The organism is Pseudomonas sp. RIT-PI-r, assembly GCF_001297015.1.
Lineage (GTDB): Bacteria > Pseudomonadota > Gammaproteobacteria > Pseudomonadales > Pseudomonadaceae > Aquipseudomonas.
Genome location: NZ_LIGE01000013.1, coordinates 102,208 through 126,818 on the forward strand (window position 1 = coordinate 102,208; position 24,611 = coordinate 126,818).

General features: G+C 60.4%; 24 protein-coding genes and 1 riboswitch. Of the genes, 15 read left to right on the plus strand and 9 right to left on the minus strand.

Annotated features, from left to right (window positions below; all coding sequences use genetic code 11):
• The first annotated feature begins 101 nt into the window (after window positions 1-101).
• The 9 genes from mdcA (at window position 102) to madM (ending at window position 7,348) form a co-directional block, all read left to right on the plus strand.
• Window positions 102-1,772: a malonate decarboxylase subunit alpha gene (gene mdcA, locus AK821_RS03205; protein ID WP_064388091.1), complete on the plus strand. Its 1,671-nt coding sequence runs from the start codon at window positions 102-104 to the stop codon at window positions 1,770-1,772.
• On the plus strand, window positions 1,772-2,644 hold the full coding sequence (locus AK821_RS03210; protein ID WP_064388092.1) for a triphosphoribosyl-dephospho-CoA synthase: 873 nt from the start codon (window positions 1,772-1,774) through the stop codon (window positions 2,642-2,644). Before mdcA ends, AK821_RS03210 begins: the two co-directional genes overlap by 1 nt.
• A complete protein-coding gene (locus AK821_RS03215) occupies window positions 2,644-2,943 on the plus strand; it encodes a malonate decarboxylase subunit delta (RefSeq protein ID WP_007913697.1) in 300 nt (99 codons plus the stop codon). Before AK821_RS03210 ends, AK821_RS03215 begins: the two co-directional genes overlap by 1 nt.
• Complete coding sequence (locus tag AK821_RS03220) at window positions 2,936-3,787, plus strand: biotin-independent malonate decarboxylase subunit beta (protein WP_064388093.1); 852 nt, start codon at window positions 2,936-2,938, stop codon at window positions 3,785-3,787. Before AK821_RS03215 ends, AK821_RS03220 begins: the two co-directional genes overlap by 8 nt.
• Window positions 3,784-4,569 (plus strand): biotin-independent malonate decarboxylase subunit gamma, encoded by a 786-nt coding sequence (gene mdcE, locus AK821_RS03225; protein ID WP_064388094.1) that lies wholly within the window; start codon window positions 3,784-3,786, stop codon window positions 4,567-4,569. Before AK821_RS03220 ends, mdcE begins: the two co-directional genes overlap by 4 nt.
• Window positions 4,563-5,183 (plus strand): malonate decarboxylase holo-ACP synthase, encoded by a 621-nt coding sequence (locus tag AK821_RS03230; RefSeq protein ID WP_064388095.1) that lies wholly within the window; start codon window positions 4,563-4,565, stop codon window positions 5,181-5,183. The genes mdcE and AK821_RS03230 overlap by 7 nt, the downstream gene beginning before the upstream one ends.
• Window positions 5,180-6,100 carry a malonate decarboxylase subunit epsilon gene (gene mdcH, locus AK821_RS03235; protein WP_064388096.1) on the plus strand — a complete coding sequence of 307 codons (921 nt, stop codon included), beginning with the start codon at window positions 5,180-5,182 and terminating at the stop codon, window positions 6,098-6,100. The genes AK821_RS03230 and mdcH overlap by 4 nt, the downstream gene beginning before the upstream one ends.
• Window positions 6,101-6,165: 65 nt before the next feature.
• A complete protein-coding gene (gene madL / locus AK821_RS03240) occupies window positions 6,166-6,582 on the plus strand; it encodes a malonate transporter subunit MadL (protein ID WP_038358777.1) in 417 nt (138 codons plus the stop codon).
• Window position 6,583: 1 nt separating this feature from the next.
• Window positions 6,584-7,348 carry a malonate transporter subunit MadM gene (gene madM, locus AK821_RS03245; protein ID WP_064388097.1) on the plus strand — a complete coding sequence of 255 codons (765 nt, stop codon included), beginning with the start codon at window positions 6,584-6,586 and terminating at the stop codon, window positions 7,346-7,348.
• 297 nt (window positions 7,349-7,645) lie between these two features.
• On the opposite strand, the gene AK821_RS03250 is transcribed toward madM, so the two are convergent.
• The gene (locus AK821_RS03250; RefSeq protein WP_064388098.1) at window positions 7,646-8,566 is read right to left on the minus strand and encodes a LysR family transcriptional regulator; all 921 of its coding nucleotides are present in this window, start codon (window positions 8,564-8,566) and stop codon (window positions 7,646-7,648) included.
• Window positions 8,567-8,753: 187 nt separating this feature from the next.
• Here AK821_RS03250 and trhA point away from each other — a divergent pair, with 187 nt between their 5' ends.
• Window positions 8,754-9,371 (plus strand): PAQR family membrane homeostasis protein TrhA, encoded by a 618-nt coding sequence (gene trhA, locus AK821_RS03255; RefSeq protein WP_064388099.1) that lies wholly within the window; start codon window positions 8,754-8,756, stop codon window positions 9,369-9,371.
• 130 nt (window positions 9,372-9,501) lie between these two features.
• Here trhA and AK821_RS03260 read toward each other — a convergent pair whose 3' ends face one another.
• Together AK821_RS03260 and AK821_RS03265 are read right to left on the minus strand one after the other, a co-directional pair.
• The gene (locus AK821_RS03260) at window positions 9,502-10,221 is read right to left on the minus strand and encodes a 16S rRNA (uracil(1498)-N(3))-methyltransferase (RefSeq protein ID WP_007913710.1); all 720 of its coding nucleotides are present in this window, start codon (window positions 10,219-10,221) and stop codon (window positions 9,502-9,504) included.
• A gap of 132 nt (window positions 10,222-10,353) precedes the next feature.
• Window positions 10,354-11,760 carry an adenosylmethionine--8-amino-7-oxononanoate transaminase gene (locus tag AK821_RS03265; protein ID WP_064388100.1) on the minus strand — a complete coding sequence of 469 codons (1,407 nt, stop codon included), beginning with the start codon at window positions 11,758-11,760 and terminating at the stop codon, window positions 10,354-10,356.
• 222 nt (window positions 11,761-11,982) lie between these two features.
• On the opposite strand from AK821_RS03265, the gene AK821_RS03270 reads away from it, so the two are divergent.
• From AK821_RS03270 to AK821_RS03280, 3 genes are all read left to right on the plus strand, one after another.
• Window positions 11,983-13,740 (plus strand): flavin monoamine oxidase family protein, encoded by a 1,758-nt coding sequence (locus AK821_RS03270; RefSeq protein ID WP_064388101.1) that lies wholly within the window; start codon window positions 11,983-11,985, stop codon window positions 13,738-13,740.
• Window positions 13,741-14,087: 347 nt separating this feature from the next.
• Entirely contained in the window at window positions 14,088-14,639 is a 552-nt protein-coding gene (locus AK821_RS03275; RefSeq protein ID WP_007913713.1) for a cytochrome b, read from the plus strand.
• Between the two features lie 31 nt (window positions 14,640-14,670).
• On the plus strand, window positions 14,671-15,246 hold the full coding sequence (locus AK821_RS03280) for a YceI family protein (protein ID WP_007913714.1): 576 nt from the start codon (window positions 14,671-14,673) through the stop codon (window positions 15,244-15,246).
• A gap of 178 nt (window positions 15,247-15,424) precedes the next feature.
• On the opposite strand, the gene AK821_RS03285 is transcribed toward AK821_RS03280, so the two are convergent.
• From AK821_RS03285 to ahcY, 4 genes are all read right to left on the minus strand, one after another.
• A complete protein-coding gene (locus AK821_RS03285) occupies window positions 15,425-17,308 on the minus strand; it encodes a DEAD/DEAH box helicase (protein WP_064388102.1) in 1,884 nt (627 codons plus the stop codon).
• 222 nt (window positions 17,309-17,530) lie between these two features.
• Window positions 17,531-18,343 carry a substrate-binding periplasmic protein gene (locus AK821_RS03290; protein WP_064388103.1) on the minus strand — a complete coding sequence of 271 codons (813 nt, stop codon included), beginning with the start codon at window positions 18,341-18,343 and terminating at the stop codon, window positions 17,531-17,533.
• A gap of 193 nt (window positions 18,344-18,536) precedes the next feature.
• Window positions 18,537-19,382: a methylenetetrahydrofolate reductase [NAD(P)H] gene (gene metF / locus AK821_RS03295; RefSeq protein ID WP_064388104.1), complete on the minus strand. Its 846-nt coding sequence runs from the start codon at window positions 19,380-19,382 to the stop codon at window positions 18,537-18,539.
• Window positions 19,383-19,555: 173 nt separating this feature from the next.
• Window positions 19,556-20,965, minus strand: coding sequence for an adenosylhomocysteinase (ahcY, locus tag AK821_RS03300; protein ID WP_064388105.1), 1,410 nt, complete (start codon window positions 20,963-20,965; stop codon window positions 19,556-19,558).
• Between the two features lie 23 nt (window positions 20,966-20,988).
• Window positions 20,989-21,088, minus strand: a riboswitch (S-adenosyl-L-homocysteine riboswitch).
• A 198-nt stretch (window positions 21,089-21,286) separates the two neighbouring features.
• Between ahcY and AK821_RS03305 the strand changes: the two genes are divergently transcribed.
• The gene (locus AK821_RS03305) at window positions 21,287-21,694 is read left to right on the plus strand and encodes an acyl-CoA thioesterase (protein ID WP_007913723.1); all 408 of its coding nucleotides are present in this window, start codon (window positions 21,287-21,289) and stop codon (window positions 21,692-21,694) included.
• A 198-nt stretch (window positions 21,695-21,892) separates the two neighbouring features.
• Window positions 21,893-22,789 (plus strand): formate/nitrite transporter family protein, encoded by an 897-nt coding sequence (locus AK821_RS03310; RefSeq protein ID WP_064388106.1) that lies wholly within the window; start codon window positions 21,893-21,895, stop codon window positions 22,787-22,789.
• Between the two features lie 2 nt (window positions 22,790-22,791).
• Here AK821_RS03310 and AK821_RS03315 read toward each other — a convergent pair whose 3' ends face one another.
• Window positions 22,792-24,081: a cation:dicarboxylate symporter family transporter gene (locus tag AK821_RS03315; protein ID WP_224790807.1), complete on the minus strand. Its 1,290-nt coding sequence runs from the start codon at window positions 24,079-24,081 to the stop codon at window positions 22,792-22,794.
• A 38-nt stretch (window positions 24,082-24,119) separates the two neighbouring features.
• Window positions 24,120-24,533: a VOC family protein gene (locus AK821_RS03320; protein ID WP_064388108.1), complete on the minus strand. Its 414-nt coding sequence runs from the start codon at window positions 24,531-24,533 to the stop codon at window positions 24,120-24,122.
• Between the last annotated feature and the right edge of the window lie 78 nt (window positions 24,534-24,611).

Here is a 24,611-nt window from a genome sequence, read left to right on the forward strand (position 1 = left end):
ATCATTACCCTGAGCGTAACGATTCACCACCTAGCTTGATTGATGCCCCCACCCCCAGACGCCTACCTTAGCTCCACGACAGCGAACCCCGTGGAGTGAGCATGACAACAACAATTTCCCCCGACTCGCGCTGGACGCGGCGGCGCGATGAGAAGCAGCGCCGCCTCGACAAGGTGCGCGCGCTGGCCGACGGTGTGGTGTTGCCCACCGACAAGATCGTCGCCGCGCTCGAAGCGCTGATCCATCCCGGCGACCGTGTGGTGCTGGAAGGCAACAACCAGAAGCAAGCGGATTTCCTTTCGCGCTCGCTGGCCAAAGCCGACCCGGAAAAGCTCCACGACCTGCACATGATCATGCCCAGCGTCGGTCGCTCCGAGCACCTCGACCTGTTCGAACGCGGCATCGCCCGTAAGCTCGATTTCTCCTTCGCCGGCACCCAGAGCCTGCGCATCAGCCAGTTGCTCGAAGACGGCCTGCTGGAAATCGGCGCAATCCACACCTACATCGAACTCTATGCCCGACTGGTGGTGGACCTGATTCCCAACGTCGTGCTCTCGGCCGGGTTCATGGCCGACCGCGCCGGCAACATCTACACCGGCCCGAGCACCGAAGACACCCCGGCGCTGATCGAACCGGCCGCGTTCAGCGACGGCATCGTCATCGTCCAGGTCAACCAATTGGTCGACGACGTCAGCGAACTGCCGCGCGTAGATATTCCTGCGTCATGGGTCGATTTCGTCGTGGTGGCCGACAAGCCGTTCTACATCGAACCGCTGTTCACCCGCGACCCACGGCACATCAAGCCTGTGCACGTGTTGATGGCGATGATGGCGATTCGCGGGATCTACGAAAAACACAACGTGCAGTCGCTCAACCACGGCATCGGTTTCAACACCGCCGCCATCGAATTGATCCTGCCGACCTACGGCGAATCCCTCGGCCTCAAAGGCAAGATCTGCCGCAACTGGACGCTCAACCCGCACCCAACATTGATCCCGGCGATTGAAAGTGGCTGGGTCGAAAGCGTGCATTGCTTCGGCACCGAACTGGGCATGGAAAATTACATTGCCGCCCGCCCGGACGTGTTTTTCACCGGCCGCGACGGTTCGCTGCGTTCCAACCGGATGTTCTGCCAGCTCGCCGGACAATACGCGGTGGATCTGTTTATCGGCGCGACGTTGCAGGTCGATGGCGATGGCCATTCCTCAACCGTGACCCGTGGCCGCCTCGCCGGTTTCGGTGGCGCGCCGAACATGGGCCACGACCCGCGCGGTCGGCGTCACGGCACCCCGGCGTGGCTGGACATGCGTCATGACGACTCGCAGCAGCCGATGCTCGAACGCGGCAAAAAACTCGTGGTGCAAATGGTCGAGACCTTCCAGGAGGGCGGCAAACCGACCTTCGTTGAAACCCTCGACGCGGTAGAAGTGGCGAAGAAAAGCGGCATGCCGCTGGCGCCGATCATGATCTACGGCGACGACGTTACCCACCTGCTCACCGAAGAAGGCATCGCCTACCTGTACAAGGCGCGCTCGCTGGAAGAGCGCCAGGCGATGATCGCCGCCGTCGCGGGTGTCACCGCCATCGGCCTGCGCCACAACCCGAAAGACACCGAACGCATGCGCCGCGAAGGCCTGATCGCCTTGCCCGAAGACCTCGGTATCCGCCGCACCGACGCCACCCGCGAATTGCTCGCGGCGAAAAGCGTGGCTGATCTGGTCGAGTGGTCCGGCGGCCTGTACAACCCGCCCGCGAAATTCAGGAGCTGGTAATGCACGCACTTAACCTGCAAGCGAAACCAATATCTCTGGCTGATCGATTGGCCGATCTGGCGGTGGACGCGCTGATCGACGAAGCCGATCTGTCGCCGAAACCGGCACTGGTCGACCGTCGTGGCAATGGCGCACACGCCGATCTGCACTTGGGCCTGATGCACGCGTCGGCGCTGTCGTTGTGGCCGGCGTTCAAGGAAATGGCTGAAGCGGCGGTTGAAATCGGTGAAGTCGATTCAACGTTGCGCGAAGCGATTGGCCGCATCGGCCGTGAAGGTGAACAAGCGATGCTCGCCACCACCAACGGTGTGAATACGCATCGCGGGGCGATCTGGGCCTTGGGATTATTGGTGACCGCCGCTGCACTGGAACCACAATCTTCTAGTGTCAACGAAGTCTCTCTGCGCGCCGCACGTCTAGCCTTGTTGGACGATCGCCACGCACCAAAACCCTTGAGCCACGGCGCGCAAGTCGCCCTGCGTTACGGCGCACGCGGCGCGCGTGAAGAAGCGCAACTCGGCTTCCCTTCGGTGCTGCAACGCGGCCTGCCACAACTCAAGCGCAGCCGCGCCAATGGCCACGGCGAACAGAACGCCCGGCTCGACGCTTTGCTCGCAATCATGACCAATCTGGCCGACACCTGCGTGCTCTACCGCGCCGGCGAAGAGGGTTTGCAGGCCATGCAACTCGGCGCGCAAGCGGTGCTCGACGCCGGTGGCAGCGCCAGTCTCAGCGGTCGCCGTCGCTTGCACGAACTGGATCAACAACTCATCGCATTGAATGCCTCGCCCGGTGGCGCCGCCGACTTGCTCGCCGCCACGCTGCTGCTCGATCGCATCGAGCGCGACGGCATCCTTCAGGGAGCGTTTTGATGGAAACCCTATCGTTTGAATTCCCCGCCGGGCAGCCGCCACGCGGTCGTGCGCTGGTCGGTTGTGTCGGCTCGGGTGATCTGGAAGTGCTGATCGAACCGGGCCTGGCCGGCAAGCTGACGATCAATGTGCAGACCTCGGTCAACGGCGCGCAACTGCGTTGGCAGCACCTGTTTGCGCGGATGTTCGACGGCACCACGCCGCCGGCCATGGCTATTGATATCCACGATTTCGGCGCGACGCCGGGGGTGGTGCGCTTGCGTCTGGAACAAGGTTTCGAGGAGATCGGCCATGACTGACAGCGCCGCGTTGCTCAACAAACACAGCTTCGTCGAACTCGGCGCGCGGCAACGGGCGAAAGCCTTGCTCGATGCCGGCAGCTTTCGCGAATTGCTCGACCCGTTTCAACGGGTGATGTCGCCGTGGCTTGAACGCCAGGGCGTGGTGCCGCAGGCCGATGACGGTGTGGTGATCGCCAAGGGCAGCCTCGACGGGTTGCCGGTGGTGATTGCCGCGATTGAAGGCGCGTTTCAGGGTGGCAGCCTTGGCGAAGTCGGCGGGGCGAAGATTGCCGGCGCGCTGGAACTGGCGGCTGAGGACAACCGCAAAGGCATTCCGACCCGCGCGGTGCTGCTGCTGGAAACCGGTGGTGTGCGCTTGCAGGAAGCCAATCTCGGGCTGGCGGCAATTGCCGATATTCACGCGGCGATTGTCGATCTGCAGCAGTACCAACCGGTGGTCGGCGTGGTTGCGGGCAGCGTCGGTTGCTTCGGTGGTATGTCGATTGCGGCGGCGTTGTGCAGCTATTTGCTGGTGACTCAGGAAGCACGTCTCGGTTTGAACGGCCCGCAGGTGATTGAGCAAGAAGCCGGGATCGAAGAATACGACTCCCGCGACCGGCCGTTCATTTGGAGCCTGACCGGTGGCGAGCAGCGTTTCGCCAGCGGTCTGGTCGATCGTTATGTCGCTGATGACGTGGCGAAGATTCGTCAGCAGGTCGGCGAATTGCTTCAGCAAGGTTTGCCGAAGCAACCGCGCAGCCAGCGCGCCGAGTGGTTTCTGCAACGCCTGAGCAGTCTGAACACTGACCCGCAAATCGAACCGTCGGTGGTTCGCGATCTGTATCAAGGAGAGCGCTCATGAGCGGTTATTCACTGCGGGGTTTGAACTGGTTCAACGCCTTGAGCGCGGGCGCTGTCGCGGTCGAAGGGCTGCCGGCCTCGTTGAAAGTTGCCGACGGTGAGCTGGGGCGTTTTATCGCGGTGGTTGCTGATCCGGACAATCGTTTCCCGCGCGCTCGCAATGGCGAAGTCGGTTTGCTTGAGGGCTGGGGTCTGGCCAAAGCTGTGGATGATGCGATCAGCGCTGACCGCGATAAAGCGCAAAAGCGCCCGATCATCGCCATCGTCGATGTGCCGAGCCAGGCTTATGGTCGGCGCGAAGAAGCGCTCGGTATTCATCAGGCGCTGGCCGGGGCGGCGGACAGTTATGCCCGCGCACGTTTGGCCGGGCATCCAGTGATTGCGTTGTTGGTCGGTAAGGCGATGTCCGGAGCGTTTCTGGCTCACGGTTATCAGGCCAATCGTTTGATTGCGCTGCGTGATCCGGGCGTGATGGTGCATGCGATGGGCAAGGCTTCGGCGGCGCGGGTGACGTTGCGCAGTGTTGAAGAGTTGGAAGCGCTGGCCGCCAGTGTGCCGCCAATGGCTTATGACATCGACAGTTATGCGAGCCTCGGTTTGCTCTGGGAAACCCTGTCGGTGCAGCAGATTGAGCAGCCAACCGCAGAGGATCTGGCACGGGTGAACGAATGCCTCAAACAAGCCATCGGCGATATCTCCAGCACTGACTTGAGCAATCGTCTCGGCGCGAAGAATCGTGCTGCCTCCAGCCGCGTGCGCGAATTGTTGAGGGCGCAGTGGTGAACACGCCTCTGGCCCACGATCTGCTCTGGGGCATGACCCCGGCGCAGTTGCCGGCGGATGCGCCGCTGTGGGCAGTCGAGTCGCTGGGCGCCGGGCAACCGGTGGTGGTGCGGCGGGCGTTGAGCGAGGAAGGTTACGTCGCGGTCGGTTTGCGCGGCGTGTTGCGCGAGCAGCGGCTGGCAGCGTTTATGGCGGTCGATTCGATTGCCTGTCGGGTCAGTCCGGAAGCGCTGTGTCACGTCGACTGCGAGCGCGATCTGCCGGTCATGCAGGCGCTCAAGCAACTGCGGCCGATGCTTGATGATTGCGGTTGGGTCTGGGGTGTCAGCGGCAGTGTCGGGTTTGAACTGGCCAGTGGTTCTACCGCGATGCACGCGGCCAGCGACCTCGATTTGATTCTGCGTACACCGCAACTGATCACCCGTAATCAGGCACGCAAATTCGTCGCGATTTTCGATCAAGCCGTGTGCCGGGTCGATATGCAATTGCAGACGCCGCTAGGCGCTGTGGCGTTGCGTGAATGGGCCAGCGGTTCGGCGCGCGTGTTGCTGAAAAATGCTCATCAGGCTTGCCTGGTGATTGATCCGTGGAACCCGCAGGAGCAGGCAGCGTGAGCAGCCTGCTGGTGTTCCCCGGCCAGGGCGCGCAGCAAGCGGGCATGCTTCAGCGCTTGCCTCGCGAAACCTTGGTCGAAGCCAGTGATGTGCTTGGTGAGGATGTTTTGCTGCTCGATTCCAGCGAAGCACTGCGCACGACAAGAGCGGTTCAACTCTGCCTGCTGATCGCTGGTGTCGCTGCTTCACGGCAGTTATTGCAGGACGGACTCACAGCGGATTACGTCGCCGGTCTGTCCATCGGCGCTTACCCGGCAGCGGTGGTTGCCGGTTCTTTGAGCTTCAGCGACGCGTTGCATCTGGTCAGCCTGCGCGGCGAACTGATGCAACAGGCTTATCCACAAGGCTACGGCATGACCGCGATCATCGGTCTGCAGTTATCCACAGTCGAAACGCTGCTGGCGCAGGTGCACAGCGAGGATTCGCCGGTGTATCTGGCCAACATCAACGCCGATAACCAAGTGGTGATTGCGGGTAGCGACAAGGCCATGCAAACCGTGGCCGAACTGGCGCGCAGTCGCGGCGCTGGTCTGGCAAAACGTTTGGCAGTGAGCGTGCCGTCGCACTGCCCATTGCTGGAAAAACCGGCGCAAACCCTCGCCGAAGCTTTCGCCAAAATTGAACTGAAAACCCCTCGGGTCGCCTACCTGAGCGGCAGTCGCGCACGCCCTGTGACCAAAGTAGAAGCGCTGCGCGACGACCTCGCCTTCAACATGTGCCGCGTGGTGGACTGGCGCGGCACCGTGCAAAGCGCCTACGAGCGCGGCGTGCGTTTACAGATCGAACTGCCGCCCGGTGCGGTACTGACCGGGCTGGCGCGCCGGGTGTTCGAGCAGGGCACGGTCGCTGCCTTCGACAGTGCGCGTCTCGACACCTTGCAGGCGCTGTTGCGTGAGGAGGGTGGCCGCCAACCTTAAAACCGCCGACTCAAGCTTCGAACAACAAAAACAACATTCGACGATGCACTTTGAGGACTACAACAATGATTATTTACGGTGTGGCGCTGCTCGCGATCTGTACGCTGGCAGGGGTGATCATGGGTGACATGCTCGGCGTGTTGTTGGGCGTCAAATCCAATGTCGGCGGGGTCGGCATCGCCATGATCCTGTTGATCTGCGCGCGGTTGTGGATGCAGAAGCGCGGCGGCATGACCAAGGAATGCGAGATGGGCGTCGGCTTCTGGGGCGCGATGTACATTCCGGTGGTGGTGGCGATGGCGGCGCAACAGAACGTTGTCACTGCGCTGCACGGTGGCCCGGTGGCGGTGCTGGCGGCAATCGGTTCGGTGGTGGTTTGTGGCTGCACGATTGCCTTGATCAGCCGCACGCATAAAGGCGAGCCATTGCCCGACGAGCCGGCGGAAATCTCCCCGGTCGGCACGCCAGTAGGAGGCCGCTGATATGTGGGATCTCATCGAGAAAGGTCTGGAACATAACGGACTGGTCACTGCATTCGCTTTTGTCGGCGTGATCATGTGGGTGTCGGTGGTTCTGTCCAAACGCCTGACGTTCGGACGCATCCACGGCTCGGCGATTGCCATCGTCATCGGTCTGGTATTGGCGTGGGTCGGCGGCACCATGACCGGTGGCCAGAAAGGTCTGGCGGACCTGACGTTGTTCTCCGGCATCGGCCTGATGGGCGGGGCGATGCTGCGTGACTTTGCGATTGTGGCCACGGCGTTTGAAGTGCAGGCGACCGAGGCGAAGAAGGCCGGGATGATTGGTGTGATTGCGCTGCTGCTGGGCACGATCCTGCCGTTTATTGTCGGCGCGTGCATGGCCTGGGCGTTCGGTTATCGCGATGCGGTGAGCATGACCACCATTGGCGCGGGCGCGGTGACTTATATCGTCGGGCCGGTGACCGGTGCAGCGATTGGCGCGACCTCGGATGTGATGGCGCTGTCGATTGCCACCGGGTTGATCAAGGCGATTCTGGTGATGGTCGGCACGCCGGTCGCGGCGCGCTGGATGGGCCTGGATAACCCGCGTTCGGCGATGGTGTTTGGTGGCTTGGCCGGGACAGTGAGCGGTGTGACGGCGGGGCTGGCGGCGACGGATCGGCGGTTGGTGCCTTATGGGGCGTTGACGGCTACGTTCCATACCGGGCTGGGGTGTTTGCTTGGGCCGTCGCTGTTGTTCTTCATTGTTCGCGGGATTGTGGGCTGAAGATCAAAAGCCCCTCACCCTAGCCCTCTCCCGGGGGGAGAGGGGACTGACCGAGGTGTTTTGGCGTTATACATCGACCTGAAAGTCCTGAGTCGAACTCAGGCTTTGAGACCCATGGAGATCTGCTCCCTCTACCCCTTGAGGGAGAGAGGACTGACCGAGGTGGATGTTGGAGGTACGCCGACCTGAAATTCCTGAGTCGAACTCAGGTTTTGAAAAGCCCCCGATCTGCTCCCTTTCCCCCTCGCCCCCTTGGGGGAGAGGGCTGGGGTGAGGGGGTAAGCTCTTGATCTGCTGTTAATCCGCCAACTGCCGATTCGCATACATCCGACACTCCGCCAACAACGCCAGCAAATTCGGATCGCGCTCCTTGGCTTTCAAAAACACTACGCCAATGTGCTGCTGCAACCGATACTTCGCCTGCAACGGAATCAGCTTCACCCGATTCTCATACACCGCCGCAATCCTTCCTGGCAGCAACGCATAACCCACCCCCGAACTGACCATGCTCAACAGCGTGAAGATGTCATTCACCTGCATCGCCACCTTCGGCTCGAAACCCGCTTGCTTGAACACCCGGTTGCCGTCCTGATGCGTCGCAAAGCCCTGGGTCAGGGTGATGAACGTTTCATCACGCACCTCAGCCAGATCCACTTCACTGCGCTGAGCGAACTTTGAGTCCGCCGGGGTGGCGAGGAAGATGTCGTCGGAAAACAGTGCAATCTGCTCGCAATCCGGGTCGTTGATGCTGTCGTCCAGCGACACCAGTATCGCGTCGACTTCCATGTTCTTCAGCTTGTAGAGCAGGTCGATGTTTGAGCCGAGTATCAGGTCGATGTTGAGTTCGCTGCGGCGGATTTTCAGGCCCATGATCAGTTGCGGCACGGTTTTCACCGTCAGCGAGTACAGCGAGCCAAGCTTGAAGCGTTCAGCCGAGAAGCCAGCGGCTTCGCGGGTCAGGCGTACGCTTTCGACGACGTCGTTGATCAGCTTCTGCGCGCGCTCCTCCAGCACATAAGCACTTTCCAGCGGTGTCAGGTTGCGGCCCTCGTGTTTGAACAGCGGGCAGCGCAGGGCGCTTTCCAGCGAGTGGATCGCGCGGTGCACGCTGACGTTGCTGGTCTGCAGCTCGGCAGCAGCACGGGCGAGGTTGCCGGTGCGCATGAAAGCGAGGAACACCTCGAGTTTTTTCAGGGTCAACTCTTCGTCGATCAGCATGGCGCGGACTCTTTTTGGAATGCGTCGATTGTGCACGCAAGAGCAAAAGATCGCAGCCTTCGGCAGCTCCTGCATTGGAATGCGTTCGAAGGTAGGAGCTGCCGAAGGCTGCGATCTTTTGATTGCGCTTTTACGCTCAAGGCCCGAGCCTTGCGCGCTGCGGTAATGAATATGAGGTAAGCGATACATGTATCACGGAGAAAAACTGAACGCCTGGACCCATCTGGTCGGGGCAGTGGCGGCTTTTGTCGGCGGCGTCTGGATGTTGGTGATCGCCTGCCTCGACGGCAGCCCGTGGAAGATTGTCAGTGTGGCGATTTACGCGTTCACCTTGCTGGTGCTCTACAGCGCATCCACCGTGTACCACAGCGTGCGCGGGCGCAAGAAAGCGATCATGAAGAAGGTCGATCACTTTTCGATCTATCTGTTGATTGCCGGTAGCTACACGCCTTTCTGCCTGGTGACCCTGCGCGGGCCATGGGGCTGGACGTTGTTTGGGATTGTCTGGGGGCTGGCGCTGATTGGCATCCTGCAGGAAATCAAACCGCGTTCGGAAGCGCGGATTCTGTCGATCGTGATTTACGCGGTGATGGGCTGGATTGTGTTGGTGGCGGTGAAGCCGCTGATTGCGGCGCTGGGCACTACCGGGTTTGCCTGGCTGGCGTCAGGCGGGGTTTTGTACACGGTGGGGATTATCTTTTTTGCCCTGGATCACCGGCTGCGGCACGCGCATGGGATCTGGCATCTGTTCGTGATTGCCGGGAGCTTGCTGCACTTTGTCGCGATTCTGTTTTATGTCCTCTAGAGACGCCACCATCCCCCTGTAGGAGTGAGCCTGCTCGCGATAGCGTCCTGTCAGTCGACAGCGTTTGTGGCTGATCCACCGCTATCGCGAGCAGGCTCACTCCTACAGGGGAACGTATTCCAATTGTGGATTAGAAATCCCCCCAAAGCTGCTGGGCCACTGCCAGTGCAACCACCGGCGCCGTCTCGGTACGCAAGACCCGCGGGCCAAGGCGGGCGGCGTGGAAGCCGTTGCCTTTGGCTTGCTCGACTTCGGCATCCGTCAAACCGCCTTCCGGCCCGATCAGGAAAGCCAGCGTCGCCGGTTTGGCATGACTCACCAACGGCTCCGCGACCGGGTGCAGCACCAGTTTCAACTCGGCTTCGGTCTGCTTGATCCAGTCTGCCAACAACACCGGCGGATGAATCACCGGCACCCGCGAGCGCCCACACTGTTCACACGCGCTGATCGCCACCTGGCGCCAGTGCAGCAGGCGTTTGTCGGCGCGTTCGTCCTTGAGGCGGACTTCACAGCGGTCACTGAAGATCGGCGTGATTTCATTCACGCCCAGCTCGGTGGCTTTCTGAATCGCCCAGTCCATGCGCTCGCCACGGGACAAACCCTGGCCGAGATGGATGTGCAGCGGCGATTCGACCTGACCGGCGAATTGCTCGTCGATCTGCACGGTCACGCGCTTCTTGCCGACTTCCAGCAGAGCGCCGCGAAACTCATGGCCAGATCCGTCGAACAACTGCACCGCATCGCCCTCGGCCATGCGCAGCACGCGGCTGATGTAATGCGCCTGGGCCTCCGGCAATTCGTGTTCGCCGGTGCTCAGGGGGGCGTCGATAAAGAAGCGGGACAGTCTCATTTCGGGTCTCTCAGATTAGATCGTTCCCACGCTCTGCGTGGGAATGCCTCAATGGACGCTCTGCGTCCGCTTTGGGACGCGGAGCGTCCCGGGCTGCATTCCCACGCGGAGCGTGGGAACGATAAGTTACGGTTAGCCCGGATCGCGGAAGCCGGGGTGGAAGTCTTTCGGTACGGCGACGCTGACGCTGTCGCGCGTGGCAATGTCGATACCCTCGCTAGCGACTTCGGCGAGGAAGTCGATCTGCTCCGGGGTGATTACGTACGGCGGCAGGAAATACACCACGCTGCCGAGCGGGCGCAGCAACGCACCACGCTCCAGCGCATGCTGGAACACCTTCAAACCGCGGCGCTCCTGCCAAGGGTAGGCCTCTTTGGTGGCTTTATCCTTGACCATCTCGATGGCCAGAACCATGCCGGTCTGGCGCACTTCGGAGACGTTCGGGTGATCGACCAGATGCGCCGTCGCCGAGGCCATGCGCTGGGCCAGTGCCTTGTTGTTTTCGATAACGTTGTCGTGCTCGAAGATATCCAGCGTCGCCAGTGCCGCCGCACACGCCAGCGGGTTTCCGGTGTAGCTGTGCGAATGGAGGAAGGCGCGCAGGGTCGGATAGTCGTCGTAGAACGCGCTGTAAACCTCGTCGGTGGTCAGGCACGCCGCCAGTGGCAGGTAGCCGCCGGTCAGGGCCTTCGACAGACAGAGGAAGTCCGGGCGAATGCCGGCCTGCTCACAGGCAAACATCGTCCCGGTACGGCCAAAACCAACGGCGATTTCGTCGAGGATCAGGTGCACGCCGTAGCGATCACAGGCTTCGCGCAGCAACGTCAGATACACCGGGTGATACATGCGCATGCCGCCGGCGCCCTGAATCAACGGCTCGACAATCACTGCCGCGACGCTGTCATGATTCTCGGCCAGAGTCTGTTCCATGGCGGCGAACATGTTGCGCGAGTGTTCTTCCCAGCTCATGCCTTCGGGGCGCCCATAGCAATCCGGGCTCGGCACTTTGAGGGTGTCCATCAATAGCGCTTTGTAGGTTTCGGTGAACAGCGGCACGTCGCCGACGGCCATCGCCGCCATGGTCTCGCCGTGGTAGCTGTTGGTCAGGGTGACGAAGCGCTTTTTGTTCGGTTGGCCGCGATTGAGCCAGTAGTGAAAGCTCATTTTCAGCGCGACTTCGATACAGGACGAACCGTTATCGGCGTAGAACACCCGGTTCAGCCCTTCCGGCGTCATCTTCACCAGTCGCTCGGACAGCTCGATCACCGGTTGATGGCTGAAGCCGGCCAGAATCACGTGTTCCAGTTGATCGACCTGATCCTTGATGCGCTGGTTGATGCGCGGGTTGGCATGGCCGAACACGTTGACCCACCACGAGCTGACAGCATCGAGGTAACGCTTGCCTTCGAAGTCTTCGAGCCAGACGCCTTCACCGCGCTTGATCGGGATCAGCGGCAGCTGTTCGTGGTCTTTCATCTGGGTGCAGGGATGCCACAACACCGCGAGGTCGCGTTGCATCCACTGGTTATTCAGGCCCATTTACAGTCTCCTCGAGGCGGCTCGCGTCAGGCGCGGGCAAACAATCGCGCAAGCCTATGCAATGCGTCGCGCGGGGACAACCCATTGTGTCGATTGAGCTACTTTGTATGAGCCGATAGACGTCGCTGGCGGCGTTTTGATGGCTAACGTATTCTTCGCGGTTCTTTGGGTTGTCTGACCCGCACAACTGCTTTTTTCTGTGTTATTTCCGGAGTTCGCTGAATGTCTGTCGGTTGGCTGCGCGCCTGTGCGCTGGTGATGTTGGGGCTGTTCAGCGTTACGGCGCTGGCCAAGGATAAAACTGCAATCGTGATCGGCGGCGGCCTGTCGGGCCTGACCGCCGCTTACGAACTGCAAAACAAAGGCTGGCAGGTCACGCTGCTGGAAGCCAAGCCGAGCCTGGGCGGTCGCTCCGGCATGGCCACCAGCGAGTGGATTGGCAACGACAAGACGCAGCCGGTGCTGAACAAGTACGTTTCGACATTCAAGCTGGGCACCACGCCGGCTCCGGAATTCGTACGTACTCCGGGTTATCTGATCGACGGCGAGTATTTCTCCGCCGCTGATCTGGCGACCAAGCAACCGGCCACCGCCGATGCCTTGAAGCGCTACCAGAAAACCCTTGACGATCTGGCCCGCTCGATCGACGACCCGCAGAACCCGGCGGCGACCAGCACGCTGCACGCGCTGGACCAGATCACCGTATCGAGCTGGCTCGACAAGCAGAATCTTCCGGCCACCGCGCGCCAGCTGATCAACCAGGACATCCGCACTCACTACGACGAACCTTCGCGTCTGTCGTTGCTGTATTTCGCTCAGCAGAACCGCGTGTATCGTGGCGTTTCCGACCGTGACCTGCGCGCTTCGCGTCTGGTTGGCGGCAGCCAGGTGCTGGCGCAGGCGTTCGTCAAACAGATCAAGACCATCAAGACCAACTCGCCGGTGTCGGCGATCAATCAGGACAAGGACGGCGTGACCGTCAAGGTCGGCAGTGTTGGCTACCAGGCTGATTACGTCGTACTGGCCGTGCCATTGCGCGCACTGAACAAGATTGCGCTGACCCCGGCACTGGATGCTCAGCATCTGGCCGCGATCAAAGGCACCAACTACGGCTGGCGCGACCAGATCATGCTGAAGTTCAAGACGCCGGTGTGGGAAAGCAAGGCGCGCATGTCCGGCGAGATCTACAGCAACACCGGTCTCGGCATGCTCTGGATCGAACCTGCGCTGAAGGGCGGCGCCAACGTGGTGATCAACCTGTCCGGCGACAACGCCCGCGTGATGCAGGCGTTCGGCGACAAGCAGATGGTCGATCAGGTGCTGATTCGTCTGCACGCGTTTTATCCACAGGCCCGTGGCTCGTTCACCGGTTATGAAATCCGCCGCTACAGCACCGACCCGTCGATGGGCGGCGCTTACCTGGCTTATGGCCCGGGCCAGATCAGCAAGTTCTGGCGCCTGTGGGAACGTCCGCTGCAACGCGTGACGTTCGCTGGCGAACACACCGACACCTTGTACCCGGGCACGCTGGAAGGCGCATTGCGCACCGGCCAGCGGGCGGCGAGTCAGGTTGAAGACCTGGCGGCTGGCAAATCGTTTGAACCGGCGAAAGTGGTTCCGGCTGCAGCAGCGGCAGGCGCGGCGGGTGCCGTGGCGGCGAAGAAGGGCAACTTCTTCAGCAACCTGTTCGGCGGTTCGGATGACGACAAGAAGCCTGAGCCAGTGAAAGCACCAGAGCCGACTCCAGCTCCGGTCGCGCCAGCACCTGCGCCGACTCCGGCACCTGTGCCAGCTCCGGTGGAAGCACCGAAGCCTGCGGCACCAGTGAAAGCTGCACCGGCGAAGAAAGCGGCGGCCAAGCCTGCGGCGAAGAAGCCGGCGGCTAAAACCGAAGCGAAAAAGCCTGCGGCGAAACCGGCAGCGAAGAAGGCTGAACCGGCGAAGAAGCCAGCGGCAACGACCGAGACCAAGGCGCAGTAAGCCTTGCGGTGAATGAAGAAGCGCGGCGTTTATGCCGCGCTTTTTTTTGCCTGTGAGGGCCCCATCGCTGGCAAGCCAGCTCCCACAGGTTTCTGAGGTGAACGCAGGATTTGTGAACGCCACCGACCACTGTGGGAGCGGGCTTGCCCGCGATGAGGCCTGTCCAGACAGCGCATCATCAGTATCTGCCACCTAACATCCCGCCACACTTTTCCCTTTAATCTTTCCTTAACACGCCACTTACAGACTCTTGATCGTATTTCTCGATATTTCAAAGCGAAATTTTCCGCTTTAATTCGATAGATAACTCGCTAGTCTTGGTTCGCAGTTCTCACAGGATTTGGGCAATGCAGCTACGTAACTCTTCTTCGCGCTATGGTTGGGTCAGCATCTTCATGCACTGGGGCGTGGCGCTGGTGGTCTTCGGGCTGTTCGCGCTGGGCTTGTGGATGGTCGGGCTGGATTACTACAGCAGCTGGCGCAAAGAAGCGCCGGATCTGCACAAGAGTATTGGCCTGGTGTTGCTGGCCGTGATGGTGTTGCGGGTGCTGTGGCGCTTTATCAGCCCACCACCGCCGACGCTGCAGAGCTACAGCCGGATGACCCGTATCGGCGCCAAGTTCGGCCACGGGTTTCTGTATCTGGCGCTGTTCGCTGTGATGCTTGCCGGTTACCTGATTTCCACCGCAGACGGTGTCGGGATCCCGGTGTTTGGCCTGTTTGAAGTTCCTGCACTGGTTTCCGGACTACCGGATCAGGCAGATACCGCCGGGGTGATTCATCTCTGGCTGGCGTGGGCGCTGGTAATTTTTTCCGGTCTCCATGCGTTGGCAGCATTGAAGCACCACTTTATCGATCGTGATGCGACCCTGACACGAATGCTCGGTCGCAAAGCCTGAAATTCAACCTCGACTCAAAGGAAAAGAAAGCATGTTGAAAAAGACTCTGGCCGCTCTGGCAATCGGTTCTGCACTGCTCTCGGCTCAGGCCATGGCAGCGGACTACAAAATCGACAAGGAAGGTCAGCACGCCTTCGTTGACTGGAAAATCAGCCACCTGGGCTACAGCTTCATCCACGGTACTTTCAAGGATTTCGACGGTACGTTCTCGTGGGATTCGGCCAAGCCTGAAGCCAGCAAGATCTCGGTTGATGTGAAAACCGCCAGCCTGTGGTCGAACCACGCTGAACGTGACAAGCACATCGCCAGCAAAGACTTCCTCGACGTTGGCAAGTTTGCTGATGCCAAGTTCGTTTCCACCGCGGTTAAGTCGACCGGTGAAAAGACTGCTGACGTGACCGGCGACCTGACCCTGCACGGCGTGACCAAGCCTGTGACCTTCAAGGCTACGTTCAACGGCGAAGGCAAGGATCCATGGGGCGGCGAGCGTGCTGGCTTCAACGCCAAGACCACCCTCAACCTGAACGATTTCGGGATCAAGGGCCCAGGTCCTACCTCGCAAACTGCGGATCTGGACATCTCGCTGGAAGGCGTGAAAGTTAAATAACTTTCGCTCGCCACAGAAAAACGCCCCCGGTCGAAAGGCCGGGGGCGTTTTTTATTGTCCGCCACAACCCTGATCCCCTGTAGGAGCCTTCGGCAGCTCCTACAGAAAGCGGGTTTGAGTCGCCCATAAAAATGCCCCGGCTCTTGCGAGGCGGGGCATTTTTCATTGCAGCGTCAAATCAGCGATTGCGGGTCAGCAAGGCTGGTTTTTCACCACGCGGACGGCTTGGCAGTTGATCGAGCTGCTCAGGCGTCGGGAAGCGGTCGGCTTTCGATTCCTTGTGCATGATCTTCGGGCCATTGCTGCGCGGGTTTTGCACAGCCGGTTCGCTACGTGGCTGATCGTCACGGGCCGGACGACGGTTGCGCGAGGACGAGGCGGAATCGTCGCGACGACCCGACTGACCATCACGCGGTGCGCCGTTGCGCGGGCCGCTGCGTTTGGCTGGCGGGGTGCCGGTGCTTGAACCGTTGCTGTTGCGCGGGCCGTTCTGGCGACCTTGCGACTGACCGCCGCGTGGTGCGCCCGAACCTGCGCCAGCACCTTGAGCCGGTGCGCCTGGACGACGACCACGGCCGCCAGCAGGAGCCGGCTTCGGCACGTAATCAACGCGGTTACCGAAGTTATCGATATCGTCGTCGAGGAACTCGTCCGGTGCGCGATCGGCAGCAGCACGCGGCGGCTGGCTCGGACGCTGTTCACGGGCCGGAGTGCCTTCGCGCGGTTTCTGCTGACGGGCAGGGCGCTCGCCACGTTCACCGGCCGGCTTGTCTTTGCCCTTGTCCTTGCCTTTGTCTTTACGACCGCCACCACCGCCGCCGCCATTCGGCCCGTCGCCGCGTGGGCCACGTGGATTGCGCGGGTTGCGCACGTCCGGACGCTCGCGCACTTCCGGCTTCTCGGCTTCAATGGTGCTCGAATCGAAGCCCATCAGGTCGCCGTCGGCGATTTTCTGCTTGGTCATGCGTTCGATGCTTTTCAGCAGTTTTTCTTCGTCCGGGGCAACCAGCGAGATCGCTTCGCCCGAACGACCGGCACGGCCGGTACGGCCGATACGGTGAACGTAATCTTCATCGACGTTCGGCAGTTCGAAGTTGACCACGTGTGGCAACTGATCGATGTCCAGGCCGCGCGCAGCGATGTCGGTGGCGACCAGGATGCGTACCTGGTTGGCCTTGAAGTCGGCCAGCGCTTTGGTGCGCGCGTTCTGGCTCTTGTTACCGTGGATCGCCACAGCCGGCAGGCCGTGCTTGTCCAGGTACTCGGCCAGACGGTTGGCGCCGTGCTTGGTGCGGGTAAACACCAGCACCTGTTCCCACGCGCCGGCGGTGATCAAGTGCGCCAGCAGCGCACGCTTGTGGCTGGCTGGCAGACGGAAGACGCGTTGTTCGATGCGCTCGACCGTGGTGTTCGGCGGCGTCACTTCGATGCGTTCCGGGTTGTGCAGCAGCTTGCCGGCCAGATCGGTGATGTCCTTGGAGAACGTCGCCGAGAACAGCAGGTTCTGACGCTTGGACGGCAGACGCGCGAGAACTTTCTTTACGTCGTGCACGAAACCCATGTCGAGCATGCGGTCGGCTTCGTCGAGGACGAGGATTTCCACGTGGGACAGGTCAACGCTGCCCTGGCCGCACAGATCGAGCAAGCGACCCGGGCAGGCAACGAGCACGTCGACGCCACGGGACATGGCCTGAACCTGGGGGTTCATGCCGACGCCGCCGAAGATGCAGGCACTGACGAATTTCAGGTCACGGGCGTAGATCTTGAAGCTCTCGTGAACCTGGGCCGCGAGTTCGCGGGTCGGGGTCAGGACCAGTACGCGCGGTTGGCGCGGGCCATGACGCTGGGATTTGTCCGGGTGACCGTTGGGGAACAACCGCTCCAGGATCGGAAGGGCGAAACCGCCGGTTTTACCGGTACCTGTCTGTGCCGCAACCATCAGGTCGCGACCTTGCAACACGGCGGGAATGGCCCGCTGTTGCACCGGAGTAGGCTCGGTATAGCCCGCATCTTCGATGGCGCGGACTAAAGCCTCGGAGAGACCGAGGGAAGCAAAGGACATGAGTAATCCTGTTTTAGTTAGGGCTTGGCCCAATGGGAGTCTTGCCTGGCGCGAATCACGTTTAAGAGGACGCAATCCCGTCCGGTCCTGCTGCGGTTCCGAAGGCACGTCTGGAGCGCTCGCGCGGGCTGCAAAGCTGCGCTGTAGCGGGTCGAGAGGCCTGTTACGGTTCCGGGCGTCCGGGCGTGAGCCTGGCGGGAACGCCGGAGTATAACAGAGCAATCACTGCGCGCTGCTTTCCTGCTGCTCAACGGTTTTGCCGCTGGCCGTGGCCGAATCCATCGAGGGGCCGCTGGCGGGCGCGGTGCCATAGCGGGCGCTCAACTCTGCATACGCGGGTTCACGCTTGAATCGCTTGAGCTCGGCACCGAAACGCTGCACCAGCAAATCCATGCCGGCATTGCGCCGAACTGCCAGAAACTGGCTCTGACGGCTAATAACGGTCGGGTTTTCACTGATCTGATCGCGAATGTTCAATTCGTCGAGCAAGTGCTGACCAACGCGGCGATCGGTGATCAACAGGTCGATGCGACCGCGCACCAGTTTGCCAAAGTTGGCTTCGTGGGTCGGCGCGGGCTCACGGGTAAACAGCGTTGAATTGCTGAAGTCGGGGCTATACAGATAACCCGGTGAGGTGCCGATGGTCAGGCCCTTGAGTTCTTCGAGTTTGCTGAACGGGTGCGGCCGGTCGTTGGCGTAGAACATCACGAACTCGACGTCCGACAGTGGTTCGCTCGGGTAAAGCAGGGTGGCATCACGCTCGTCACTGTGAAAAATATCCAGCGCGCCATCCGCCTGGCCGGTCTCCAGCATCGACAGGCAGCGCTTCCACGGGAGGAATTGCCATTCCACTTCGATACCCAGACGTTTGAAGACGATGGCAGTGGTTTCGTAGTCGAGCCCGAGGTTCTTGCCGTTCTCTTCATAGACGTAAGGCGCCCATGGTTCGGTGACAATACGCAGCTTCTCGCCTCGAGCGGCGAAGCTCAGGCAAGCAAAAACCAGCACGGCGAATAACTGCGTGATCAAAGGCATGGCTTGAGATTACGACGAGAAACGCGAAAGAGCCAGAAGGTGGCAGTAGAAGCTCTGTTTCGGGCATTTAAAAGCAAAAGATCGCAGCCTGCAGCAGCTCCTACATTGGTATTAATCACCCTGTGTAGGAGCTGCCGAAGGCTGCGATCTTTTGATCTTGCTTGTAGCTTTCAGCTTGAAGCTTGCAGCTGCTTCAGCGCGGCAACTTCAAATTATTCCAGATCGCCAGACTCGGTTCAGCCTGGTTCATGGAATAGAAGTGCAGCCCCGGCGCGCCGCCCTGCAACAGACGCTCGCACATCTCGCTGACGACTTGTTCACCAAAGCGCTGAATGCTCTGAGTGTCATCGCCGTAGGCTTCCAGTTGCTTGCGGATCCAGCGCGGAATTTCCGCACCGCAGGCATCGGAGAAGCGCGCGAGTTTGCTGTAGTTGGTGATCGGCATGATCCCCGGGACGATCGGCAGATCGACACCCTGCGCCTGCAAACGGTCGACAAAGTAGAAGTAGCTGTCGGCGTTGAAGAAGTACTGGGTGATCGCGCTATCGGCGCCGGCGCGAGCCTTGCGCACGAAGTTGGCCAGATCGTCTTCGTAGTTGCGTGCTTGCGGATGCATCTCCGGGTAAGCAGCGACTTCGATGTGGAAATGGTCACCGGTTTCTTCACGAATGAATTCCACCAGTTCATTGGCGTGACGCAGCTCACCGCTGGTCATGCCCATGCCGGACGGCAGGTCACCGCGCAGGGCAACGATGCGCTTGATGCCGGCAGCCTTGTACTCGTTCAGCAGGCCGCGCAGGTCGTCCTTGCTGTCGCCGACGCACGACAGGTGCGGTGCGGCCGGTACTTTGACTTCGCTTTCCAGTTGCAGAACGGTGTTGAGGGTGCGATCACGGGTCGAACCACCAGCGCCATAGGTGCAGGAAAAGAAATCAGGGTTGTAAGTGGCCAGCTGACGGGCAGTGGCGAGCAGTTTTTCATGCCCAGCATCGGTCTTGGTCGGGAAGAACTCGAAGCTGTAGCGACGGTCTTGGGACATGGTCATACCCTTGGAAACACGTAAGCCGGACGCTGCACCCTGTAGGAGCTGCCGCAGGCTGCGATCTTTGCGGATCAAAAGATCGCAGCCTGCGGCAGCTCCTACACAGAGCGGTCAGCAGCGCCAGTCAGGCAACGCGGTGCGCCAGGCACACCGCGTCGACGCTCAGCCAATCAGTAGCGGTAAGCGTGCGGCTTGAACGGGCCTTCGACGGTGACGCCGATGTAGTCAGCCTGTTGCTTGGTCAGTTGAGTAACCACGCCGCCGAAGCCGCGAACCATTTCCAGGGCCACTTCTTCGTCGAGTTTCTTCGGCAGTACTTCAACGGTCAGACGCTCGGCTTTCTGGGCTGGCGACAGGTCGGCGTACTTCTGGCCGAACAGGAAGATCTGCGCCAGCACCTGGTTGGCGAACGAACCGTCCATGATGCGGCTTGGGTGACCAGTGGCGTTACCCAGGTTTACCAGACGGCCTTCGGCCAGCAGGATCAGGTAGTCGTCGTTCTGAGCGTCGAAAGCGCCCGGGCCGGTACGGTGGATCTTGTGTACCTGTGGCTTCACTTCTTCCCATGCCCAGTTCTTGCGCATGAAAGCGGTGTCGATTTCGTTGTCGAAGTGACCGATGTTGCAGACAACGGCGCGCTTCTTCAGGGCTTTGAGCATGTTCGCGTCGCAAACATTGACGTTACCGGTGGTGGTCACGATCAGGTCGATCTTGCCCAGCAGCGCTTTGTCGATGCTCGCTTCGGAACCGTCGTTGATACCGTCGATGAACGGCGAAACCAGTTCGAAACCGTCCATGCACGCTTGCATGGCGCAGATCGGGTCAACTTCGGAAACCTTAACGATCATGCCTTCCTGACGCAGGGACTGGGCCGAGCCCTTGCCCACGTCACCGTAACCGATGACCAGCGCTTGCTTGCCGGACAGCAGGTGGTCGGTACCACGCTTGATCGCATCGTTCAGGCTGTGACGGCAGCCGTACTTGTTGTCGTTCTTGGACTTGGTCACCGAGTCGTTGACGTTGATGGCCGGGATTTTCAGCTCGCCCTTGGCCAGCATGTCCAGCAGACGGTGTACGCCAGTGGTGGTTTCTTCGGTCACGCCGTGAACGCGATCCAGTACTTGTGGGTACTTGTCGTGCAGCAGCTGAGTCAGGTCGCCGCCGTCGTCGAGGATCATGTTGGCGTCCCATGGCTGGCCATCCTTCAGGATGGTTTGTTCCAGGCACCACTCGTACTCTTCTTCAGTTTCGCCTTTCCAGGCGAAAACCGGGATACCGGCAGCAGCGATAGCGGCAGCAGCCTGATCCTGAGTCGAGAAAATGTTGCACGACGACCAGCGTACTTCGGCACCCAGGGCAACCAGGGTTTCGATCAGCACGGCAGTCTGAATGGTCATGTGGATGCAGCCGAGGATCTTGGCGCCTTTCAACGGCTGTTCGCCGGAGTACTTGCGACGCAGACCCATCAGAGCCGGCATTTCCGATTCGGCGATGATGGTTTCGCGACGGCCCCAGGCAGCCAGGGACATGTCGGCAACTTTGTAATCGTTAAAATCTGCAGGCGTGATAACAGCGCTCATGAAGAGCCTCCATTCGTAATGTATGCGAATGGGCGCCGTTGTGCGTTTAGTGTCCGGCCTAAGGCCAGTCAACGCCCCATCCGAGCCTGACAGGTTGAACCTGCTGCAGCGCCCCTCGGACAGGTGGCGGGAAAACGGTATCAATTGAAGATGACCGTTTTGAAACGGGGGCGATTATAGCCGTCTAGACTGATCTTCCAAAGGGTTTCTGTCGGCCAGATGAAGATCGTTAATGGCGACCATAGTCGAAGCCGCATGGAGCCTGACCGCTCAGTCTGCCAAGATACCGTCCATCGTTCGGCAAGACACTCAGGAGTGAAGATGAATTTCCACACCCGCAAATGGGTAAAACCCGAAGACCTCAACCCCAACGGCACCCTGTTCGGCGGCAGCCTGTTGCGCTGGATCGACGAAGAAGCGGCGATTTACGCCATCGTGCAACTGGGCAATCAGCGCGTGGTGACCAAGTACATTTCCGAAATCAACTTCGTCAGCGCCTCGCGCCAGGGCGACATCATCGAACTGGGCATCACCGCCACCGAGTTCGGTCGTACCTCGATCACCCTGACCTGCGAAGTGCGCAACAAGATCACTCGCAAGAGCATTCTGACGGTTGAGAAGATGGTGTTTGTGAACCTCGGCGAAGACGGCTTGCCGGCACCGCACGGCCGCACCGAAATCAAATACGTCAAGGACCAGTTCCAGGAAGATGAATTAGTCAGCGAGTAATGCGAGCTCCGTAGGAGCTGCCGCAGGCTGCGATCTTTTGATCTTGTTTCTAAAAAATCAAAATCAAAAGATCGTCCGATCGCGGCCCGAGCCTTCGGCAGCTCCTACAGGTCCGACGTAGGATTTGCGTGGCGCTCACAGAACGTATTACAAGCCGCAAGGGTCGTAGGTAAACACCACCCCCACGGTTCCCACGCCATGACCACTCCCACCGACGGCAAAACCCCCGACCTCTCGGCCAAAGAACAGCACGAAGTCGAGAAAAGCCAGCCGCCGCGTGCGGCTGTCCTGCACGAAATCATCCGCAGCCAAGGCGATCAGGAACTGGAGCGCAGCATCGCCGCGCTCTGGTGGTCGGCGCTGGCCGCCGGGTTGACCATGGGCCTGTCATTGATGGGCATGGGCTTGCTCAACTCGCGCCTGCCCGAGGGCGAAGAATTCAAGGTAATCGCCAGTTTCGGTTACTGCGCAGGCTTCCTCGCGGTGATCCTCGCACGCCAGCAGTTGTTCACCGAAAACACCCTGACCGCCGTGCTGCCGGTGATGACCAAACCGACCCTGCTCAATTTCGGCCGTCTGATCCGCCTGTGGACAGTGGTGCTGGTCGGTAACCTCTGCGGCACGATTCTGGTGGCGTACGTGATGCTCGAACTGCCGATCTTCGACACCAAGACTGACCACGCCTTCCTCGAAATCGGCCGCAAGGTCATGGAAAACCACGCCAGCCAGATGTTCGCCAAAGGCATCGTTTCCGGCTGGATGATCGCCACCATGGTCTGGATGATCCCGTCCATGGAGAGCGCGAAGATGTGGATCATCATCCTCATCACCTATCTGATGGCGCTCGGTGATTTCACCCACATTGTGGTGGGTTCGGCAGAAGTGTCGTATCTGGTGTTTGCCGGCGAATTGCCGTGGAGTGATTTCTGGGCGGTGTTCGCGGGGCCGACGCTGGCGGGGGACATCATTGGCGGCAGCTTTATTTTCGCGCTGATCAGCCATGCGCAGATCCGCAGTGAGAGCGGGGCGCCAAAGGCCGATAAACCCGGCTCTGGCGAAACCCGCGAAGATGACTCGGACAGCAAAAGCCAATAGCTTCAGGCCTTGAATGGCGCCCTGGCCGGTTCTACGGTCGGTGCGCTATCAGGGGCCTTGAGCTGGCCTTCCCAGCGCGCGATGACCAGCGGCGCCAGCGCATTGCCCAATACATTGAGCGCAGTCACTGGCATGTCCATCAAGCGGTAGACACCGGCGATGATCGCCACACCTTCTACCGGCAACCCGGCGGCGGTCAATGTTGCCGTCAGAATGATGAACATGAAGCCCGGCACGCCCGCCGCGCCTTTCGATGTCAGCACCATGATCAGCACCAGCATCGCTTGATCAGCCAGGCCCAGATCGATGCCGTAGGCCTGGGCGATGAACAACGTGCCCAGCCCCGCGAACAGTGATGCGCCATCCAGGTTGAACGAGTAACCCAATGGAATGACCATGCTGGTGATCGGGCGCGGTGCCCCGTAGCGTTCCATTTTTTCGATCAGCTGCGGCATTACCGTGGCCGAAGCGGCGCTGCTGTAAGCCAACAGCAGTTCACTGCGTATTGCCCGTATAAGGTGGAAAAAACGGATCCCGGCCATTCGCGCCACCACACCCAGCACGCACAGTGCGAACAGCAACACCGCCACGTAGGTGATGCCGATCAGCTTGGCCAGTGGCAGCAGGGCGCTCAGGCCGAAACTGGCCACGGTCACACCGATCAGGCCGAAAATGCCAATCGGCGAGTAGTGCATGACCAGATGCGTGACCTTGAACATGGTGTCGGAAACCGCCTGGATCACCGCGATCAACGGCGCCTTCTGCTGCTCGGGCAGCATCGACAGGGCGCAGCCGAACAGGATGGCGAAGAACAACACCGAGAGCAGCTTGCCCTGAGACATGGCCAGCACGATGTTGTCGGGGACAATGTTTACCAGTGTGCGGCCAAGGTTCTGTGTTTCGCCCATCGTGGCCAGCCCGGTGACCGGTGCTTGTAAAGTGCTGCTGAAGTCCGCGCCCGCGCCGGGCTGGAAGACGTTGCCGACGATCAAACCGAAGACGATGGCGATGCTGGTGATCGTGAAGAAATACACCAGCGTTTTGACCCCGACCCGGCCAAGCGCTTTGGTACTGCCCGCGCCGGCTATGCCGACGACCATGCAGGCAAACACCAGCGGTACGACGATCATTTTCATCAGCCTGATAAACAGGTCGCCCGCCGGTTGCAGCAGGTTGTCGATAAACCAGGTCTTGTGTTCGGGAAACTGGTTCAGAAGGATGCCGACGATTACCCCGGCGGCGAGCCCGATCATTATGCGGGTGACCAGGCTGGTGGGTGTTTTGCTACTCATGCAGTGCCCCTTTTTTCTTGTGTTTGTTGGGGATGGAATCAGTGCGCAAACAGGCCGCTGAAGTCCTTGAAGCCTTTGATTTCGATCGGATTGCCGCTGGGATCAAGGAAGAACATCGTGCGTTGCTCGCCGGGTTCGCCGGCGAAGCGGATCACCGGCGGGATCTCGAAAACGGTGTCGAGGCGGTGCAGGCGCTCGGCCAGTGCCAGCCATTCATCCAGTGGCAGCACGACACCGATGTGCGGCATCAAGACTTTGTGTTCGCCGACGTTTCCGCTGCGGGTGGTGGCAAAGGGTGTGCCCAGGTGCAGCGAAATCTGATTGCCGAAAAAATCGAAGTCGACCCAGCTCTCTGTACTGCGGCCCTCAGTGCAACCCAACACATCTCGATAAAAAATCCGCGCCTGTTCCAGGTCGCAAACATGGTATGCAGCGTGAAAGGGTCTGTTCATGTGATAGCCCTGAGTGAAGGAGCGCTCAGGGTAAACAGGCTGATCGGTGGGGCAAAACGGCTTCGCCTTGTTCTGAGC